Source organism: Knoellia remsis, from assembly GCF_003002895.1.
Classification (GTDB): domain Bacteria; phylum Actinomycetota; class Actinomycetes; order Actinomycetales; family Dermatophilaceae; genus Knoellia; species Knoellia remsis.
The window spans coordinates 1-19,960 of the sequence record NZ_PVTI01000023.1 but is presented as its reverse complement, the minus strand read 5'-3'; the positions used below and the strand labels follow the sequence as shown (position 1 = coordinate 19,960).

17 protein-coding genes and 1 pseudogene are annotated in these 19,960 nt (G+C 70.1%); 11 read left to right on the top strand and 7 right to left on the bottom strand.

Going from position 1 to position 19,960, the window contains the following annotated elements; translation table 11 throughout:
- Positions 1-3: 3 nt before the first annotated feature.
- Entirely contained in the window at positions 4-2,964 is a 2,961-nt protein-coding gene (locus tag BCF74_RS13005) for a DEAD/DEAH box helicase (protein ID WP_106298389.1), read from the top strand.
- Positions 2,965-3,376: 412 nt separating this feature from the next.
- Here the strand turns inward: BCF74_RS13005 and BCF74_RS13000 are convergent, their stop codons facing one another.
- A complete protein-coding gene (locus BCF74_RS13000) occupies positions 3,377-5,050 on the bottom strand; it encodes an HNH endonuclease signature motif containing protein (RefSeq protein ID WP_106298388.1) in 1,674 nt (557 codons plus the stop codon).
- A 163-nt stretch (positions 5,051-5,213) separates the two neighbouring features.
- Positions 5,214-6,203 carry a 5'-3' exonuclease gene (locus BCF74_RS12995; RefSeq protein WP_106298387.1) on the bottom strand — a complete coding sequence of 330 codons (990 nt, stop codon included), beginning with the start codon at positions 6,201-6,203 and terminating at the stop codon, positions 5,214-5,216.
- Between the two features lie 44 nt (positions 6,204-6,247).
- On the opposite strand from BCF74_RS12995, the gene BCF74_RS12990 reads away from it, so the two are divergent.
- Both BCF74_RS12990 and BCF74_RS12985 read left to right on the top strand, forming a co-directional pair.
- Positions 6,248-6,670: an Lrp/AsnC family transcriptional regulator gene (locus tag BCF74_RS12990; protein ID WP_106298386.1), complete on the top strand. Its 423-nt coding sequence runs from the start codon at positions 6,248-6,250 to the stop codon at positions 6,668-6,670.
- A 290-nt stretch (positions 6,671-6,960) separates the two neighbouring features.
- Positions 6,961-7,380, top strand: a complete 420-nt coding sequence (locus BCF74_RS12985; protein WP_106298385.1) for a hypothetical protein — start codon at positions 6,961-6,963, stop codon at positions 7,378-7,380.
- A gap of 18 nt (positions 7,381-7,398) precedes the next feature.
- On the opposite strand, the gene ybaK is transcribed toward BCF74_RS12985, so the two are convergent.
- Both ybaK and BCF74_RS12975 read right to left on the bottom strand, forming a co-directional pair.
- The gene (gene ybaK, locus BCF74_RS12980) at positions 7,399-7,893 is read right to left on the bottom strand and encodes a Cys-tRNA(Pro) deacylase (protein ID WP_106298384.1); all 495 of its coding nucleotides are present in this window, start codon (positions 7,891-7,893) and stop codon (positions 7,399-7,401) included.
- Positions 7,894-7,972: 79 nt separating this feature from the next.
- Positions 7,973-9,418 carry a KamA family radical SAM protein gene (locus BCF74_RS12975; RefSeq protein ID WP_106298383.1) on the bottom strand — a complete coding sequence of 482 codons (1,446 nt, stop codon included), beginning with the start codon at positions 9,416-9,418 and terminating at the stop codon, positions 7,973-7,975.
- Positions 9,419-9,507: 89 nt separating this feature from the next.
- Here BCF74_RS12975 and kdd point away from each other — a divergent pair, with 89 nt between their 5' ends.
- The gene (gene kdd, locus BCF74_RS12970; RefSeq protein ID WP_245889353.1) at positions 9,508-10,635 is read left to right on the top strand and encodes an L-erythro-3,5-diaminohexanoate dehydrogenase; all 1,128 of its coding nucleotides are present in this window, start codon (positions 9,508-9,510) and stop codon (positions 10,633-10,635) included.
- 146 nt (positions 10,636-10,781) lie between these two features.
- On the opposite strand, the gene BCF74_RS12965 is transcribed toward kdd, so the two are convergent.
- A complete protein-coding gene (locus tag BCF74_RS12965) occupies positions 10,782-11,168 on the bottom strand; it encodes a nitroreductase family deazaflavin-dependent oxidoreductase (protein WP_106298382.1) in 387 nt (128 codons plus the stop codon).
- A gap of 28 nt (positions 11,169-11,196) precedes the next feature.
- The gene (locus BCF74_RS12960; protein WP_245889348.1) at positions 11,197-11,994 is read right to left on the bottom strand and encodes a class I SAM-dependent DNA methyltransferase; all 798 of its coding nucleotides are present in this window, start codon (positions 11,992-11,994) and stop codon (positions 11,197-11,199) included.
- Between the two features lie 76 nt (positions 11,995-12,070).
- Between BCF74_RS12960 and BCF74_RS12955 the strand changes: the two genes are divergently transcribed.
- The 7 genes from BCF74_RS12955 (at position 12,071) to lnt (ending at position 19,630) form a co-directional block, all read left to right on the top strand.
- Positions 12,071-12,706, top strand: coding sequence for an RNA polymerase sigma factor (locus BCF74_RS12955; RefSeq protein ID WP_146132966.1), 636 nt, complete (start codon positions 12,071-12,073; stop codon positions 12,704-12,706).
- Complete coding sequence (locus BCF74_RS12950) at positions 12,703-13,668, top strand: hypothetical protein (RefSeq protein WP_106298379.1); 966 nt, start codon at positions 12,703-12,705, stop codon at positions 13,666-13,668. The genes BCF74_RS12955 and BCF74_RS12950 overlap by 4 nt, the downstream gene beginning before the upstream one ends.
- 77 nt (positions 13,669-13,745) lie before the next feature.
- A complete protein-coding gene (gene kamD / locus BCF74_RS12945; protein ID WP_177426663.1) occupies positions 13,746-15,335 on the top strand; it encodes a lysine 5,6-aminomutase subunit alpha in 1,590 nt (529 codons plus the stop codon).
- Positions 15,332-16,192: a lysine 5,6-aminomutase subunit beta gene (kamE, locus tag BCF74_RS12940; RefSeq protein WP_245889347.1), complete on the top strand. Its 861-nt coding sequence runs from the start codon at positions 15,332-15,334 to the stop codon at positions 16,190-16,192. Before kamD ends, kamE begins: the two co-directional genes overlap by 4 nt.
- On the top strand, positions 16,189-16,638 hold the full coding sequence (kal, locus tag BCF74_RS12935) for a 3-aminobutyryl-CoA ammonia lyase (RefSeq protein WP_245889346.1): 450 nt from the start codon (positions 16,189-16,191) through the stop codon (positions 16,636-16,638). The genes kamE and kal overlap by 4 nt, the downstream gene beginning before the upstream one ends.
- Positions 16,639-16,900: 262 nt before the next feature.
- A complete protein-coding gene (locus BCF74_RS12930) occupies positions 16,901-17,797 on the top strand; it encodes a phytanoyl-CoA dioxygenase family protein (protein ID WP_106298377.1) in 897 nt (298 codons plus the stop codon).
- Positions 17,798-17,920: 123 nt separating this feature from the next.
- Positions 17,921-19,630 (top strand): apolipoprotein N-acyltransferase, encoded by a 1,710-nt coding sequence (gene lnt, locus BCF74_RS12925; protein WP_106298432.1) that lies wholly within the window; start codon positions 17,921-17,923, stop codon positions 19,628-19,630.
- An 84-nt stretch (positions 19,631-19,714) separates the two neighbouring features.
- Here the strand turns inward: lnt and BCF74_RS17385 are convergent.
- Positions 19,715-19,960: pseudogene (locus BCF74_RS17385) on the bottom strand (IS110 family transposase); the annotation flags it as partial.

The window sequence follows — 19,960 nt, the reverse complement described above, 5'->3', positions numbered from 1 at the left end:
CGCATGAGCGGGCCCACGGAGTCGACCTCGCACCTCGCGGCCTTCGAGGCCACGCTCGACTTCCCCCTCGACGAGTTCCAGGTCGAGGGCTGCCGTGCGGTCGAGGCGGGCCAGGGTGTCCTCGTCGCCGCTCCCACGGGTGCGGGAAAGACGATCGTCGGCGAGTTCGCCGTCTGGCTCGCCCTGCAGACCGGGCGCAAGGCGTTCTACACGACGCCGATCAAGGCGCTGTCGAACCAGAAGTACCACGACCTCGTGCGCGTGCACGGCCCCGACAAGGTCGGCCTGCTCACCGGTGATTCCTCCATCAACGGCGAGGCGCCGGTCGTCGTCATGACGACCGAGGTGCTGCGCAACATGGTGTATGCCGGGTCGTCCACTCTCGAGGGGCTCGGCTTCGTCGTCATGGACGAGGTGCACTACCTCGCCGACCGCTTCCGCGGGGCGGTGTGGGAGGAGGTCATCATCCACCTCCCCGAGTCCGTGCAGGTCGTCTCGCTGTCCGCGACGGTGAGCAACGCCGAGGAGTTCGGCGAGTGGCTCGGGGAGGTGCGTGGCGACACCGCCATCGTCGTCTCCGAGCACCGGCCGGTTCCGTTGTGGCAGCACATGCTCGTCGGGCGCTCGATGTTCGACCTCTTCGTCGACGAGACGGCCGAGCCGCGCGAGGACGGGGCGACCCCGCGAGTCAATCCTGAGCTGCTGCAGGCGATCCAGAGCGCCGAGCACCGCCGCGGCGACGACGGCTGGGTGCGCGGCAGCACCCGCGACTTCGACCGTCGCGGACATCGTGATGACCGTCGTGGTCGTGGCGGCCGCGGAGGCCGCGACGGACGGCGCGGTGCCGGCGGACGTGACCGCGAACGCGACCACCGCGGCAGGGGGAGCGGAGCAACGCACGCGCGCGGGCCGGCATACGGTCAGGACGCGGTCGGCCGTGGACGCGAAGGTGGGTTCGCGCGTGGCGGCCGGCCCGGTGGGGGAGCGACGCGTGCGGAGGTCATCGGGCTGCTCGACCGCGAGGGGCTGCTTCCGGCGATCACGTTCATCTTCAGCCGGATGGGCTGCGAGGCCGCCGTCGGGCAGCTGCTCGCCGCCGACACGCGGCTCATCCCGGCCCGTGAGGGCGAGGCGATCCGGCGGTTCGTCGAGGAACGGATGGGCTCACTCGCCGACGAGGACCTCGGCGTGCTCGGGTACTACGACTTCGTCGAAGGGCTGTCGCGCGGGTTCGCGGCGCACCACGCGGGGATGCTGCCGCTCTTCCGTGAGCTCGTCGAGGAGCTGTTCACGGCCGGGCGGATCCGGGCGGTCTTCGCGACCGAGACCCTTGCACTCGGCATCAACATGCCGGCGCGCACCGTCGTCCTCGAGAAGCTCGTGAAGTTCAACGGCGAGACCCACGCCGACATCACACCGGCGGAGTACACCCAGCTCACCGGTCGTGCCGGTCGCCGCGGCATCGACATCGAAGGGCACGCAGTCGTCCAGTGGTCGCGCGGACTCGATCCGCTCGCTGTCGGCGGGCTGGCGTCGACCCGCACGTATCCGCTGCGGTCGAGCTTCCGGCCGACCTACAACATGGCGGTGAACCTCGTCGCGCAGGTGGGGCGGCAGGTGGCTCGCGAGATCCTCGAGACGTCGTTCGCGCAGTTCCAGGCCGACCGCGCGGTCGTCGGTCTCGCGACGAAGGTGCGGCGCAACGAGGAAGCCCTCGAGGGGTATGCCGAGGCGATGCACTGTGACCGCGGCGACTTCCGGGAGTATGCCGCGTTGCGGCGCGCGATCGCCGACGCCGAGAAGGAGGGGGCCAAGAAGCGGTCCGCGAGCCGGCGTGCCGAGGCGGCCCTGAGCCTGGAAGCGCTGCGAATCGGCGACGTCATCAAGGTTCCCGCCGGTCGTCGCGCAGGCTGGGCGGTCGTCGTGCAGACGGCCAAGACGGGTCGCCCGGGCAAGGGCGCGCCGAGCGGTCCCGGCGTCGTGACCGAGGACCGTCAGTTCCGGCGCCTCACCCTGACCGATGTCCCCGAGCCCGTGACGGCCGCGACGACGATCACCGTCCCGAAGCACTTCAACGCCAAGTCGCCCAAGGCCCGCCGCGACCTCGCGACGACACTGCGGATCAACGTGCCGCACGACCCGCCGCCGAAGCGGCCGCGTGAGGGTGCGTCCTCGGAAGCCGACGAGTCTGGCAGGGAGGTTGCGTCGGTGGAGGCCGAGAGTTCGGGCCGCGAGCACGACCGCATCCAGCACCTGCGTGAGGAGCTACGCGCCCATCCGTGTCACTCCTGTCCGGAGCGCGAGGACCACGCGCGGTGGGCCGAACGGTGGCACCGGTTGCGCCGCGAGACGTCGGCACTGCAGCGTCGGGTCGAGGGACGCACGAACTCGGTGGCGCGGACCTTCGACCGGATCTGTGTCGTCCTCGAGGGGTTGGGGTACCTCGACGGCGGTGAGGTGACCGAGCGCGGGGAGCGACTGCGGCGGCTCTACACCGAGCGGGACCTGCTCGCGGCCGAGTGCCTGCGCCGGGACGTGTGGAAGCGGCTCGACGGGCCGTCGCTGGTGGCATGCGTGTCGACGCTCGTGTACGAACCGCGCGGTGAGCAGGCGGACCCGTCGCCGCGAATGCCGACCGAGGAGGTCTCGGAGGCGATCACGGCCATGCAGCGGATCTGGAGCGAGCTGGACGACCTCGAGTCCGAGCACGGTCTCGAGACGACCGACGCTCCGGATGGTGGGATGGCGTGGATGGTGCATCGGTGGGCTTCGGGGGAGCGGCTCGACACGGTCCTGCGCGGAACCGACATGGCGGCGGGTGATTTCGTGCGCCGCTGCAAGCAGATCGTCGACCTCCTCGGCCAGATCGCCGACGCCGCACCGGACACTGAGCTGCGCCGCACCGCCCGCAAGGCGATGGACGGCGTCCTGCGCGGCGTGGTGGCGGCCGACCGCCTCGACTAGCCGACTCGACCAGGTGCCACGAAGAGCCGCGTCGTCCATTCACGGGCCGCCTCACATGGATGCACGCACGTACTCAGGTCTTGACCCGTGCTCTGGAACAGCGTGGGGTCATCCCGGCGCGCGGCACCGTGCGGAGTGCTTGGGTCTTGACCCGTGCTGTGGAACGGTGGGTCGCGGACTCGGTACGTGCGCCGCCTCGCGCTGGGCGCTCTGATCTTGCCCCGTCCTTTGGGCCAGCGAGCAGCACGCTTCGTGGGTGCGCCGCCTTGCGCTGGGCACTCTGATCTTGCGCTGTCTCTTGCCTCGTCCGTTGGACCAGTGCCTCGCGTCCCCACCGGGCGGCCCTCGAGCAGCACCCCATGGCCGCGTGGCGCACGGCAACGTGGAGGGTGGTGTCGGGTCCGGCCGCCAGTCAGGCAGCCTTGGGCCTTCGCCTGAACCGGATGGTCACTCGTCCGGCGTCATCGCGCACGACCTCGTGCGAGCATGCGGGGTCATCGACCCAGTGATGGTGTGTCCCACACAGAGGAACCCCGTCGTCGACGCGCGTCTCGCCCCCGTCGCGCCATGCCGTGAGGTGGTGGATCTCGCCCCACGCGAAGGGTCGGTCACACCCTTCCGCCACACACGAGTCATAGAGCAGTGACAGCGCCATCCGCTGCGCCTCGGAGTGGAACCGGCGCTGCCGGCCGAGGTCGAGCGGCAGTGACTCACCACCGAGCACCGCGGGGATGATCCCGGACTCGCACGCCAGCCGGCGCACCTCACCCGCCGACACCACGTCCCCGACGTCTGTTTCGGCGACCTGCTGCACCTCTCCCGTGAGGGTCTCCAGGTCGACGGACACGAGCACGGTCGCGGCGGTCTTCGGGTGCAGATGGTCTGTCGGAATCCGGCGCAGGAGATCCGCAAACGCCCCGCCGCGCCGGTGCTGCCAGTCGAGCTGGGTGTCCTTCCAGTCCTCCGGCTCAGCCCGCGACACCGACGCCGCTGACGCCATCACGTCGCCCGGCACGCACCCAGCAGCCGCGTCGCCGGGCATGGACGCGACGAAGTCCCCATCTGGACCAGCCTCGCGCGAACCTCTGCCCGGTCCAGCCTCGCGCGCGCCCACCACCGGCCCAGTCTCGACGGAGCCCCTGTCCGGCCCAGCCTCGGTGGCCCGAACCGTGCTCGAGCGGCTGGAGCGGCGTGGGGCCGTCATCGAGTCGATGATCTTCTTGAGCGTGGCACCTTCGAGCCAGGGCACGGTGAACTGCCCGGTCATCGTGCCGTCGTGGTTGTCCTTGATCCAGAACGCCGACCTGCGCCGTGCATCGGCCTCCGTGGCCGCGACGATCTCGTTCTCCGCGCCGTCGACGGCAGCCCGATCACGCTTGAGCACCTCGATGACGCGTCGCGCAGCCTTGCGCAGCTGAGCCGGCGACCGCCCACCGGCCAACCGGACGAGCTCGCACTCGCACGTGTGCCGTTCGGCGTCGGTCACGTCGGCCGGGAGGTCACCCAGCGCCCGCAGAATGACCTTGGCATGATCCGCCGAGATGTCTCCGGCGTCCAAGGCACTCGCCACGGGCCGCCGAGCTCGCTCGCACGCGGCCGCGCCATCCATGGCTCCGGCTGCCTCGCCGTCGGCGCCGTCACCAGCCGCGCCAGCGCCGCCGTCCGCACCTGCGTTCGTCCCCTTACCTGCAGGCCCATCGCCCGCCGAACCGTCGCCCGCAGACTCATCGACCGGCACCTCCTCGCCCAGCGCCAATGCCACAGCCGCATCCGCCGCAGCCGTCGGCCGGTTCGTGCCGGCTCGAGTCGACACCCACGCCGAAACATCCGTGAAGCCACCAGTGGCATGCGCGCCAGCACGCTCGGACACCGCGATGACCCGCAACCGCACCGCCTCGGCACGTCGCTTCGCACGTTCGGCAGCGTCCAGCAGCTCGCGACACTCACCTGACGACACCTCAGCCAGTGCGCCGTCCTCCAGCTGACGGAGTGCGCCCAGGGCATCACCCAGCCCCGCGTCCACCCGCGAGAGTGCAGCCCGAACCGCCTCCACCGGGGAGGGTCGAAGCGGTGTCGCTGCGGTCATGGAACCACCCTGTCAGCCACCACTGACAGTGACACGAACAACGTCACCGGACCACGCAACGGCATACCGACCGCACGACGAAAACGCCTCCCGCAGAAGGCCGCTCGCGGCATACCCATCCCCATGGACCCACTCTGTCAGTGACCACTGACAGAGCCGGGCGTCAGGGGATCTGCAGCGCCGAGAGCACGCGGTTGATCGGGTTCGTCAGCCCGTAGTCCGAGGCGAGCGCACTGAGCAACCGCGCGTCCGCCACAGCAGTCGGCAGCGCCGCGTCAACGTCCCCGACCGGGGCATCGCGCGCCACCCGAACCACACGAGGAGCCACATCCAGATAATCCGCCGCCGCCTCGAGGTTGGTCCGCCGCGCCCCCTTGATCGCCGGGTCACCATCGGCCACAGCGCGGCGCAGCCCGTCGAGTGAGCCATACGTCACGATGAGCTGTGCCGCCGTCTTGTCCCCAATGCCCTTGACCCCCGGCAACCCGTCGCTCGTGTCCCCGCGCAGCACGGACATGTCGAGGTACGCGTCACCGGAAGACACGGCATACCTCTCCTCGAGGTAGGACTGCGTCCCCAGGTCCGGCTCGCGCACCCCACCCTTGCCGGTGTAGAGCACTCGCACACCATCGGCATCCGAGATGAGCTGCAACAGGTCGCGGTCGCTCGTGACGACGTCGATCGGCATCCGCCCCCGGTACCGCTCGACCAGCGTCCCGATCACGTCGTCGGCCTCGAACCCGTCCGCCCCGAGCCGCGCAATTCCCAACGCGCGCAACGCATCCGCGATGATCGGCACCTGCGGTTCGAGGTCGTCCGGGACTTCCTCGGCGGCCGTGTCGGACGAGGCCGGGTGCGCCTGGTCCGGGGCATCACCCGGCGACGCCGGCGCCACGTCGTCCGCCGCCCCGGCGACGCGATGCGCCTTGTAGCTCGGGATGAGGTCGACGCGCCACTGCGGCCGCCAGTCGTTGTCCCAACAAGCCACGAGGTGGGTCGCGTGCTGGGCACTCACCAGCGTCGCGATCATGTCGAGGAAGCCGCGCACGGCGTTCGTCGGCGGCTCGTCGGGGGAGGACCGCCGGTCCGGCACGCCATAGAACGCGCGGAAGTAGAGCGAAGCCGAGTCGAGCAGCAGCAGCCGGTCCGTCATGGCGGTCAGCCTATGAGAGCGCGTCCCCGACTAGGGTGGCGGACGTGGAGGACCTGGACCGCAAGATCGTCGAGCAGCTCACCGTCGACGGGCGGATGAGCTACACCGACCTCGGCCGTGCCCTCGGCATGTCCACGTCCGCCGTGCACCAGCGGGTTCGCCGCCTCGAGAAGCGTGGCGTCATCACCGGCTACACGGCTCGCGTCGACCATGCCGCGATCGGTGTCGCGATGACGGCGTTCATCTCCGTCGCGCCGTTCGACCCGGCCGCGCCCGACGACGTCCCGGAGAAGCTGCGCGAGATCGCCGCCATCGAGGAGTGCCACTCCGTCGCCGGCGACATGAACTACATCCTCAAGGTCCGCGTCGCGACGCCGCTCGAGCTCGAGGAGCTGCTCGCGACGATCCGCTCCGTCGCCAACGTCTCGACGCGCACGACCGTCGTGCTCTCCACCCCGTGGGAGTGAGCCGCGCCTGACGGCGGGGGGTGGTCGGTATGCCGTCCGCGCGCCGACTGTGGTCTGCGTTCCGTATGCCGCCCCGGCGCTGTTCCGTATGCCGGCCGCGCACCTGCCGCTCTGACCCTCGCCGGTCGTCGCCGGTCCCGAACCTGAACCCGACTGATTGCTGGCTCCGTGCGCTAGGGCCGAACGGATTCGGCAATCAGTGGGGAGCGGGGTGAACGGAATCGGCAATCAGTGGTGGGGGTGTGGATAAGTCTGCGGCGAGTTCCGCGATTTCGGGCACGCTCTGCGGCATGACCTTCGAGAACCTGCCCCAGAACTTCCGCGACCTGTCCCTCGACGACCCCGTCCTGCGCGGCGACGCCGTCGACCTCTTCGTCGGACTCGCCGACCGCGAGAACGGCTGCCTGTCCGTCGTTCTCCTCGACGCCGACCACCGCGCCCTGCAACCCATCGTCATCGGCGACATGGGTCCGGCCATCCCCGAGAGCGTCCGCTACGTCCTGAGAACCCTCCTCGAAGAGACCCGCCCGCCCGCGGTCGTCATCACTCTCGGCCGCGACGGCTCACCGCTCTTCACCGACACCGACCGCGCCGTGCACCAGGTCGCGGTCGACACGTGTCGCGAGCTCGACATCACGCTCCTCGGGACCTACGTCGCCACCGAGCACTGCGTGCGCGAGCTGCCGGACCACCTGCGCCTCGCGTCCTGATCCGGCTGCAGCAACGCGTCAGCGAGCGATGGGTGCCACGACCGCACCCGTCACGGCCACGAGATCCGCAGGGGAGAGCTCGAGGTCGAGCCCGCGCCGGCCACCCGACACCAACACGGTCGAGTGCGACTCGGCCGTCGCGTCGACCACCGTCGGCAACGCCCGCTTCTGACCGATCGGTGAGATCCCGCCGACGACATAGCCCGAACTGCGTTCTGCCGCAACAGGATCCGCCATCGTCACCTTCTTCACACCGAGAGCCGACGCCACGGCCTTGAGATCGAGCGACCGATCGACGGGCACGATCCCGACGGCCAGACCCGATCCCGTGTCGACGAGCAGCGTCTTGAACACCCGCCCCGGTTCGACCCCGAGGGCCTCCGCCGCTTCGAGACCGAACGACTCAGCCGCAGGGTCGTGCTCGTAGGCGCGGACGGCATACGAGATCCCGGCGCGCGTCAGCGCGACGGTTGCCGGCGTGCCCACCGAGCCACCGCGGTCCTTGCGTCCCATGCGCCCACCGTATGCCGTGCGCGCACCTCGGCCCGCGGGTCCCACGCTCCGCGTGCGCCGGCATGCGGCAATGCTCAGCTCACCCGAGATCGCGGACGGACGCCTCGCGGCTCGCCCCGGCACCGGCGAGCGCGGCGGCGTGCACCTCGTCGACGTCGGTGTTCGAGCGCCACCACTCCTGGCCGGCCTCGGGGAGGGTGTAGATCGGGTCGTAGTAGACGTACTCGCGCGACAGCGCCTGCTCGTCCGAGCCCTCGATCGAAGTCCGATAGTTCTTGCGCCAGAACGACATTCCCCGCTCGCGGTCGTACGAGTCGACCTGGTGCACCCACCGCTTGCCGACGAACGGCACGTCGCACACGATGCGCGGCGTCGCGAACCCGGGCAGGTAGCCCATGATCGAGTGCTGCAGGTGCTGCGCCTCTGCGAGCGAGAGCCGCCAGTGCTCGGAGAACGGGATCATGTCAGACATGTAGAAGTAGTACGGCGTGATCATCGCGTCGTCCTGCAGCGCGAAGCACAGGTCGAGCAGGTCCTCGGACGAGTCGTTGACGCCGCGCATGAGGACGCCCTGATTGCGTACGTCGCGCACGCCCGCCTCGAGCATCGCGCGCGCCGCCTCGGCCACGAGCGGCGTCACCGACTGCGCGTGGTTGACGTGCGTATGGATGGCCAGCGACACCCCGCGCGAACGCGCCAGCGCCGACACCCGCGCCACACCCTCGACGACGTCCGGCTGCAGCCAGTGCTGCGGCAGGCCCATGAGCGCCTTCGTCGCGAGCCGGATGTCGCGGATCGAGTCGATGCGCAGCAGCTTGTCGAGGAAGCCCTCGAGGTTCTTCCACGGCATGTTCGCGACGTCACCGCCGGACACGACGACGTCCCGCACACCGGGAGTCCGCTGGAGGTAGTCGAGCATCGCCGCGTGCCGGTCGACGGGCTTGCCGGCGAGCTTGAGTTTGGCGATCTGCGGCGTCGAGTTGCCGACGAGGTCCATGCGCGTGCAGTGGCCGCAGTACTGCGGGCACGTCGGCAGCATCTCGGCGAGGACCTTGGTGGGGTAGCGGTGGGTCAGCCCCTCGACGGCCCACATGTCGTGCTCGTGGAGGCTGTCGCGGGCGGCGAACGGGTGCGACGGCCAGTCGGTGCGCCGGTCGCTGAAGACGGGGAGCATGTAGCGCCGCACCGGGTCGGCCATGAACGCGCGCGTGAACTCGACGCCCGCGGCCGGCATGGGGGACGACGTCGCCGGCACCATCGTGTTGACCATCTGCGGTGGCACGAGCATCGACATCGTCGCCCGCTCGGCCTGGTCGCGCTCGAGGTCGGCGTAGAACGTGTCGGTGAGCAGGTCGCCCATGACGTCGCGCAGCTGGGCGAGGTTCTTGACGCAGTGCGCACGCTGCCACTGGGCGCTGGCCCAGTCCTCCGCCGTGACGTCGCGCCAGCCCGGGAACCGCGTCCAGTCGGGCTCGACGAGCTCGCGGCGCGCGTAGGCGTAGGGCTGCTCGATGTTCGTCGTCATACGTGCGAGGATACGGACAGAACACGGCTGAGTCACATCATTGCCGCAATATTTGTTGCTGCGTGTCGCGATACAGGAGAACTTGCGTGATGTCTTCGGGTATGCCGCCCGCCTCGCCGTCCGCTGCGACGTCACCTCGCGGCGCGTCGTCGCCGTCTGCTGCGTCCTCGCCCTTCGGTGTGCACCGCGTCCTCGAGCCCGCGGGGGAGTCACTCCCGCAGGCCGCGAGGGTGCTCGACACCCGCCCCGAGCTGTGGCCGGACGAGGTGCGCATCGACGTCGAGACCCTCAATCTCGACGCCGCGTCCTATCGCCAGCTCCACGACAAGCACTCCGGCGACGGCGCCGCGATCCGCGCCGAGGTCCTCGACATCGTCGCGACCCGCGGCAAGATGCAGAACCCCGTCACCGGCAGCGGCGGCATGCTCATCGGCACCGTCGCGGAGGTTGGCCCGCAGTCCGACCTCGGCCTGTCCGTCGGTGACCGCGTCGCCACGCTCGTCTCCCTGTCACTCACCCCGCTCGCCATCACTGACGGCCTCGAGGGCTGGGACGGCCTGGGGGAGCGGGTGCCCGCCCGCGGCCACGCGATCCTCTTCGGCCGCTCCATCGCGGCAGTGCTGCCGGACGACCTGGCACCCGAGCTCGCGCTCATGGTGATGGACGTCTGCGGCGCACCCGCGCTCGTCTCGCGCACCGTCCGCTCGTATGCCGGCCGCGCGGGTTCCGAGGACGGCGCGCCGTCGGTCGTGGTCCTGGGGGGCGCGGGCAAGTCCGGGTCGCTGTCGCTGGCCGCGGCCGCCGACGCCGGCGCGACCCGTCGTGTCGCGGTCGTGCGTGACGACGCCGAGGCGGCGCTGCTCGAAGGCACCGGGCTCGCAACGCACATCGTGGTCGCCGACGCCCGCCACCCGCTCGCCCTCGTGGAATCCCTTGTCCCCGTGGGCGGTCCGGCCGATCTCACCGTCGTCTGCGTCGACGTCACCGGGGCCGAGCAGCCCGCGATCCTCGCGACCGCCGAGGGTGGCACGGTCATCTTCTTCTCGATGGCGACGAACTTCGCCGCCGCAGCACTCGGGGCCGAAGGGCTCGCCGCCGACGTCACGATGCTCGTCGGCAACGGCTACGTCCCCGGCCACGCGGCATACGCGCTCGACCTCCTGCGCGGCAATGCGGAGGTGCGCCGCCTCTTCGAGTCCCGCCTGTCATCCCACTGATTGCCCGTTCGGGCGGTGGGTCGGCCGACTGATTGCCCGTTCTGGCAGTGGGCCGCTCGACTGATTGCCCGTTGTGGCCGTAGCCCGGCCGACTGATTGCCCGTTGTGGTCGGCCAGCGCTGGCACGCAGCGACCAGAACGGGCAATCAGTCGCGCGACACGACGGGGAGCTCGACGAAGTCGGTGACGTTCGCGGTGCGTAAGATCGGCCGCGCGACGAACGGCATACGCCGCATCCCCTCCGCTGTCGAGATCGTGCGGGGCGCACCCAGGGTGAGGATCTCGTCACCCATCCGGATGCGGCAGCCTTGTGCCGCAACGACATTGCGGTACCAGTCGACCTTCGGCCCATAGGTGAGCGCCAAGGTCACGACGTCGCCGTGGCGGAACGCGTTGAGCGGGATGCGATAGGTCTTGCCGGACTTCCGACCGACGTGCTCGAGCTCGACGAACGGCCCGAGGCCGGCGAGGTGGATGAGCACCTTGTTGCCGACAGCCTTGTTGAAGCGGGTCACGACCTGGGGGATCGGCATGCCTTCGACTGTAGCCACACCGACACACTCAGGCGGGCAGGCGATAGACCGAGACGTGCGACCCCGACTCCGACGTGAACGGCGCGCCCGTCCAGTCCGCATGCCGAGACTCGAGCTCGAACCCCGCGAGCCGCCCCATGAGGTCGAGCTCGGACGGCCAGATGTAGCGGTGCGGCGTGAAGCCGATCCGCGCCGCACCCCGGTCGTCCCCACCGACGGATGGCCCGAAGTGGACGTGGTGCGACATGAGTCGCTGCGTCGCCGTGTCCATGACGTCGAGTCCGACGTAGTCGTCGCGCGCACCGAACACCTGCGCCGGCACCGACGGCGAGACACCCCTCAGGTCCGGCACCCACAGCTCGATGACGAACCGGCCGCCGGGCCGCAGGTGCGCGGCAGCGTTGCGGAAGCACTCGACCTGGGCGTCCTGGGTGAGCAGGTTGGCGATGGTGTTGAAGACGAGGACGACCAGCGAGAACTCGCCCGGCACCCGTGTCGACGCCATGTCGCCCCGCACGACGGGGGTGAGGAGGTCGCCGCCGTCGGTGCGGTGGAGCTGGTCGATCATGTGCCGGCTCGCCTCGAGCCCCGCCACTGGCACGCCGCGACGGGCGAGCGGGATCGCGACACGGCCCGTCCCCACGGCGAACTCGAGCACCGGCCCACCATCCGCGAGGTCGACGAGCCGGTCGACGGTCGGACCGAGCACCTCGGGGGAGGACATGCCCTCGCCGGGGGAGTCGTAGCGGGCCGCGGCGTCCGCGTCCCACAGCTCGTCCTGGGTGAGGTGGTCGAACCGGGTGAGGTCGAGTGCCATGTCATCCATCGCACCGGAGTGTCCGTATGCCGCACAACCGACTTTTATGTCCGCGTGACCGCGCGCTCGGCGCAAGAATCGGTGCGTGGGCGTGATCGGGGAGGACGAGCGGACATACACAGGTATGACGCCACCACCGCCGGATCACGTCCAGCCGGACGAGCCGACCGACCGGGTCGCCTCCGCCTTCCGTGCGCACGCCGCACGGGTCTACGCGTACGCACGCAGACACGTCGAGGAGAGCCAGTGTGACGACGTCGTCTCCGAGACGTTCCTCGTCGCGTGGCGGCGGCCGGAGAAGGTGCCGGACGACCCGCTGCCGTGGCTGCTCGTCGTGGCGCGCAACGTCATCGCCAACCAGCGCAGGACGAGTCGGCGCGCCGACGACGTGTGGTTCGCAGCGGTCCGGCAGGGGTGGACCGCGACGAGCCCGTCCGCTGACGAGTCGGTGCTCGAGCGCGACACCGTCCTTGCGGCTCTGGCGCAGTGCACGCGCGCCGAGCGCGAGGCACTCCTCCTCACGGCATGGGACGGACTGTCCCCTGCCCAAGCGGCCGCTGTCGCGGACTGTTCCGTGCGCGCCTTCACCGTGCGGCTGCACAGGGCGCGCAACCGGCTCAAGGCGGCGTATGCCGCCCCACCGCCAACGAGCGACACCCCTGACCTCGTGCGCGCAGGTCGTTCGGTCGCCGCACCCCGACTCGTCAAGGAGACCTCATGACCCCGAACCCGACCCAGACCCGTGACCCATTCGACGTTCTCGCCGCGTCGCGCCCCAGCGACGTCGAGCTCACCGAGACGTGGACACTCGCCCGAGAGACCTCCGTGCTGGACACCGTCCTCGATGACCTGCACCGACGACGCGAACCGTTCGACCGCGGCCGCGCAGACGTCACGAGGCGGTTCCCGCGACGCGCCACTCGCCGGCGCGTGCTCGCCTTGGGAGGTGTGGCGGCAGCCCTCGCAGCAGTTGCCGTCGTGGCGCCAGCGGTCATGGACAGCAAGTCGGCGACTGCGAGTGCCGCCGTGGCTCAGCTCGCGACGTCCGCGCGTCGTACCGAGCCGGCGGTGATCCCGGACGGGAAGTTCCTCCACAGGGTGGTGGAGCAGGACCAGCAGAGCCCGGACCCGTCGATGGATGCCGGTCGCAGCACCCTGGAGTCCTGGACTGCCCCCGATGGGCGCATCTGGCGCCGCGACGTGCGGCGCGAAGGGGTCGAGTACTTCAGCTTCCCGGCCCTGGATCGTGGTCCCATCGACTACAGCCCGGCAGGAGCCCGGAGCCTGCCCTCCGACCCCGGGGCATTGCGCCGGCTGCTCGATGCCCGCGTCCAGGGGTCGTCGAGCCACAACGAGGCCGTCTTCGTCGCTTTGGGCGATGTGCTCCGGATGGGCTACGTGCCGGCGGCGACCCGCGCGGCCGCCATCGAGGTGGCCGGCTCGCTCCCTGAGGTGACGGCGACGCAGGCCGGGGGCCGCACCACCTTGTCGTTCGCCGACGAGGAGATCCGAGCGGGCGTGGTGCAGTCGTTGGTCTTCGACACCGGCACCGCCGCACTCGTCGCGGAAGAGACGACGAGCCGGGTCAACAACATGCGGTTCACCTCGGCCACCACGGTCTCGGAGATCGTGGACGAGATCCCGGCTGAGGTGCTGACCAAGGCCGGGGACTACGCCGGCTGAAGCCACCCGTAGGGAGGATTTGCGGCCTCGGTGGCGTCTGGCCGCAAGTCCTCTCTTCCGATTGGTAGATTCGCCTCGTGTCTTCACCTCGCCCTCCCATCCTCGAGCTGGACCGCGCCGACGTCCGCCGCGCCCGCACCCTCGCGCGCAAGGTCGGCAAGCCGGTCGTCGACATCGCCAACAAGCACACGACGGTCTCGGTTGAGCGGGCCACCCTCCGCCTCGCCGGCCTGAGCGGCGCCGACCACGAGCGCGTCCCGTGGGTCAACCACCTCGTCGACGCGGTCCGCGAGAGCGTCGGCCTCGAACACGGCGTCGCCCTGCCGGTGTGGGACGCCCTCGCGCGCGGTCAGGCACCCGACCTGCTCACCCTCGCCCAGAAGTCGAGCAGCCGCAGCGTCGACTTCCGCATCCCCGACGGCAAGGCCGCGACCACGGCAGCCAAGCAGGCCCGCAAGGCCGCCGCGGCCGGCATACGGACGATCGACAAGCAGCGCGCCCAGCGCGACCGGCTCATCGCACGCCACGGCGACCCGAAGCAGCGCCCTTGGATCTACCTCATCGTCGCGACCGGCGACATCTACGAGGACATCCCGCAGGCGCAGGCCGCCGCCCGCGAGGGCGCCGACATCATCGCCGTCATCCGCAGCACCGGGCAGTCACTTCTCGACTACGTCCCGGAGGGCGCGACCCGCGAGGGGTATGCCGGCACCTACGCTACCCAGGAGAACTTCCGGCTCATGCGGGCCGCGCTCGACGAGACGAGCAAGGAACTCGGCCGCTACATCCGGCTCACGAACTACGCCTCGGGCCTGTGCATGCCGGAGATCGCGACGCTGGCCGGGCTCGAGCGGCTCGACATGATGCTCAACGACTCGATGTACGGAATCCTCTTCCGCGACATCAACCCGATCCGCACGTTCGTCGACCAGCGATTCAGCCGCCAGATCCACGCGCGCGCCGGCATCATCATCAACACCGGCGAGGACAACTACCTCACGACGAGCGACGCCGTCGAGGCCGCGCACACGGTGACGGTGAGCCAGCTCCTCAACGAGTACTTCGCCAAGGAGGCCGGGCTCGAGAACTGGCAGCTCGGCCTCGGGCACGCGTTCGAGATCAACCCCGACCTGCCCGACTCGTTCCGTATGGAGCTCGCGCACGCGCTGCTCGCGCGCACTCTCTTCCCGGACGCACCTTTGAAGTGGATGCCGCCGACGAAGCACATGACCGGCGACGTCTTCCGCGGGAACCTGCTCGACGGGTTCTTCAACCTCGTCGGCGCACTGACCGGCCAAGGGATCCTGCTCGTCGGAATGATGACCGAGGCCGTCGTGACGCCGTGGATCTCCGACCGCGACATCGCGCTGCAGAACGTCCGTTACGTCCTGAACGCGGCCGGGGGACTGACCGAGGACTTCCACCCGCCGCGTGACGGGTTCATCCAGACGCGTGCCCGACAGGTGCTCGGCGAGGCGATCGACCTGCTCGAGCGGATCGCCGACGAGCCCGGCAAGGCACCCTTGCTCGAGGCCATCGCCGATGGCACCTTCGGGGAGATGAAGCGTCCAGCGACGGCGGGCAAGGGCCTCGACGGCGTCGCCGAGCGCGCCGACGGCTACGTCAACCCGGCAATCGACCTTCTCGAGAGCGGAGCCACGCGATGAGCACGAGCAACGCGAAAGGGGATGCGGCACAGGCGGATCCGTCGCCCCGGGGCGCGGCGGTCACCGAGCTGCCGAGCGTCATACGGCCCTATGGCGACCAGACCGGCGACGGCATGGTCCAGGTCTCCTTCACCCTCCCGATGCCGCACGGCAAGCGCGCCGAGGGCGCCGCACTCCAGCTCGCCGGGAAGATGGGCATCGAGCCGGCGCTCGTCGTGCACTCCAAGCCGATCGGGGAGGGGTTCACCTTCTTCGTCGTCTACGGCCCGGTGAAGCACCTCGTCGAGCCCGGGCTCGTCGAGGTCGTCGAGCGCGAGTTCCCGCTGCTCTCCGGCAAGGAGATCAACACCGCGATCAAGCGGCACCTGCGCCGCAAGCTCGTCGTCGTCGGGGCGTGCATCGGCACCGACGCGCACACCGTCGGCATCGACGCGATCCTCAACATCAAGGGGTTCGCGGGGGAGAAGGGCCTGGAGTACCACCGCGAGATCACGGTCGTGAACCTCGGCGCGCAGGTCCTCATCCCCGATCTCGTCGAACGCGCCCGTGCCGAGAAGGCCGACGCCGTCCTCGTGAGTCAGGTTGTGACACAACGGGATGCGCACATCCACAACACGACGGCGATGTCGGCGGCCTTCCGCGAGGCGTTCCCCGCGGGCAAGGTGCCGCACCTCGTCGTCGGCGGTCCGCGCTTCGAGGAGGGCAGCGCCGGGGCGCTCGGCGTGGATCGCATCTTCGGTCGCGGGACGACTCCCGGCGAGGTCGCGAGCTACCTCGTGCACGCGCTCGTCGCGCCGCGCGCCACGACGCAGTCCAGCACGACGCAGTCCGCGCAACAGCAGAGCAAGGGAGCATGAGCCGTATGAACAGCTCGGTCGAGTCCGCGGACCAGCCCACCTCGGCGGGCACCGCCTCCGGCACGCCCAAGGTGGGTCAGCGGGTCCTCCACCGGCGCTACGTCCCCTACAGCCACGCCCACTACGCCGGGAACCTCGTCGACGGCGCCTACTCGCTCGCCGCGTTCGGTGACGTCGCGACCGAGATGTGCATCATCACCGACGGGGACGAGGGCCTGTTCGCCTCCTACAGCGACGTCCAGTTCCGGGCCCCGGTGCGCGCGGGGGACTGCATCGAGATCGAGGCCACCCTGGTCCGGGTGGGCTCGCGCAGCCGCGAGATGGAGTTCGAGGTGCGCGTCGTCGCCCGCGGCAACCCCGAGCGCGGTGAGTCAGCGGCCGACGTCCTCGACCCGCCGGTCGTCGCGACCACCGCCCGCGGCGTCGTCGTCGTCCCGCCCCGCTGACGCGTCGACCGTCTCCCAACTTTCCCGCCCCATGGCGGAAGGTTGAGTGAGTGCGGGGAACCGTTCCCCTCATTCGCTCAAGGTTGTCGCATGGGGCGGGAAAGTTGATGCGAGGCGGAAGGGGCGCGAACGGCATACGCGCGCGGACGGCATACCCAAGACCCGCGACACGCCGGTGTAGCATCAAAAACGCATCAGATTCCGGTCACGATCCGACCCGGACCTGACCACCAGACCAGTCCACCGCAGGGAGCTCTGCCGCATGTCCGTCATTGACGCCAACACCGACCTGACCGGCTTCGAGCCGCTCGACCCGGCGATCCGCGAGCAGTACGCCCGCGACGGCTTCTACGTCATCAAGGGCGCGCTGCCCGAGGCCGACCGCGCCTACTTCGAGAACGCGGTCGACACGATCTACGCCGAGGAGGAGGCCGCCGGCGAGCTGCGCCCGGACCGCTCCATCCACGTCATGGGCTGGATGCACAAGGACCCGCGCTTCGTCGAGCTGCTCAACTGGCCCACGACCTTCCCCTACATCTGGGGGACGATGGGCTGGAACATCTACACCCACCACAACCACATCGACGTCAACCCGCCGAAGGACGAGCCGCCGTTCTGGAACTGGCACCAGGACGGCTACCGGCAGAACTCCGACATCGACATGGACGTCCGCCCGATGTTCATGACGAAGATCTGCTACGCGCTCACCGACCTGTCCGAGCCCGGCTACGGCAACACCAAGGTCATTCCTGGAAGCCACCTCAACAACACCCTCGCCGGCCGCCCCGAGAAGCCGGGCGACCCGATCATCGAGCCCGAGGGCGCCATCGAGGTCACGCTCGAGCCCGGTGACGCGTTCATCTTCGACCGCCGCCTCTGGCACTCGCGGTCGATGAACAAGAGCGACCGCATCCGCAAGCTCATGTTCATCGGCTACACCTACCGCTGGATCCGCCCGCTCGACGAGGCCGTCGCGGACCAGTCGTCCGAGTGGTTCAAGGGTCTCTCGCCGCTGCACCAGCAGCTCCTCGGCTACGGCCCGGACCACGCGTCCTTCTGGGGCATCAAGCAGTCCGGCTGGATCGACGACGAGATCCCGCTGCGCGCCGAGCTCAAGGAGCGCGGCCTGCTCGACCGCTCCATCCCGTACCTGCGCTGACCCCCCCCCCCCCCCCCCCCCCCCCCCCCCCCCGGTCCGCACCGCCCTGAGGGCACGACGCCGACACCGGCATCGTGCCCTCAGGCATCTCTCAGGGTCCTCGCGGTGTTCGTGGCCTACCGTATGCGCGTGCCGCCGCGATCCTTCCCGTATGCCGTCCGCGCGCTGCTCGCGGTTGTCGCCGGCCTCGCGCTGTGGCTCGCCTTCCCGGAGTACAACCTGTGGTGGCTCGCGCCGGTCGGGGTGGCGCTCCTCGGTGGCGCCACCTGGGGTGCGGGTGGGCGCGGCGGGTTCGGGCTGGGGTTCGTGGCCGGGCTGGCGTTCTTCGTGCCGGTCATCTCCTGGTCGGGGATCTTCGTCGGCAAGCTGCCGTGGTTCGCGCTGGCGACCCTCGAGGCGCTCTACTTCGGCGCGATGGGTGCAGTGGTGGGGTACGTCTCCCAGCGCCTCGGCAGCCGACAGCCCGCCGACACCACCGGTGAAAAACTCACCCAATTGAACGCTCGCGACACGTCTCCAGCGTTCAATTGGGTGAGTTTTTCACGGGCGGCGAATGCACCGGATCGCCGCTCGCCGCGGCCGCACACGGCATACCCGCTCAGTGCGCGGACGGCATACCTGCTCATCCCGCTCGCGTGGGTGGCGCAGGAGCTGGCGCGCGGGACAACCCCGTTCGGCGGGTTCCCGTGGGCCCGGCTCGCGTTCAGCCAGGCCGACAGCCCGATGGCGTATGTCGCCCGCTACCTCGGCGCTCCCGGCGTCACCGCCGCGGTCGCGCTCGTCGGGACCGCGCTGCTCGTCACGGTCGTGCAGCTTCGTCGGGGGAGCCGGGCCGGGGTGCTGCACCTCGCGGCCGCCGTCGTCGCCGTGGCGCTCGTCGGCGTGACGCTCGTGCCGCCGACGGACGGACGCCAGGTCACCATCGGGCTCGTCCAGGGCAACACGCCCCGGGCGGGTCTCGACTTCAACGCCGAGCGCCGGGCCGTCCTCGACAACCACGTGCGCGGCACCGAGGCCATCGGCGCGAACAAGCCCGACGACCTCAGCCTCGTCATCTGGCCGGAGAACTCCAGCGACATCGACCCGCTGCGCAACCCCGACGCCGCAGCGCAGGTCCAGCGCGCGCTCGGCGCGGTCGGCGTCCCGCTGCTCATCGGCGCCGTCCTGCAGGAGCCGGGCTCGAACCTGTCCAACGCGTCGCTGCTCTACCGTCCGGGTGCCGATGGTGCCGCGCCCGAGCGGTACATCAAGAACCACCCCGTCCCGTTCGCCGAATACATCCCGTACCGCAGCTTCTTCCGCCGCTTCAGCGACAAGGTCGACTACGTGACGAGGGACTTCGTCGCGGGCACGGAGCTGGGGGCCTTCCGCGTCGACGCGCCGGGTGGGGCGTTCTGGGCCCTGCCGACGATCTGCTTCGAGGTCGCCTACGACCAGCTCATGCGCGACTCCGTCGGCCAGCCGGGTGCGGAGGCGAGCCTGCTCGTCGTGCAGACCAACAACGCGACGTTCGGCTACACGGCCGAGTCGGAACAGCAGTTCGCGATCTCGCGGATTCGGGCGATCGAGCACGGCCGCTCCGTCGCGCACGTCTCGACGGTTGGGGTCTCGGGGATCATCGCGCCGGACGGGTCGGTCTCGTCGAAGAAGACCGGCCTCTTCACCGCCGAGCAGATCGTCGACACGGCCACGATCCGCACGGAGACGACGGTGTCGGACCGGCTCGGTCCGTGGCCCGAGCGTGTCGCCGTGGCTGTGCTCGTGCTCCTCGTGGCGTATGCCGCGTGGCGCGGTCGGCGTGACCGTCGCCTCCGCCGTCGCCGCACCACGTGATGTTCTGACGACTGATCCAGAAAATGAAGGTGATGGGGGCAGGGGTGAGTGCTGTGGGTGGCGCGGTGGTGTGTGGGGTTTTGGTCAGGCGACGGGTTCGAGGGTGACGCGGTAGCCGAGGGCTTGGAGGTCGCGGACGTGTCGCTGGGTGCGGCGTGTGGTGTCGATGTGGCGGTCGTAGTAGTCGGCGCCGAGGTCGGTGTAGCTCTGGGTCGGGTCGGTCAGGAGGTGCCAGATGATGGTCAGGAGTGTTCTGCTGACGGCGACGATCGCGCGGAGTTTGCCGATGCGGCGGGCGAGGCGGCGGTAGCGGTGGGCGAGGAAGGAGTT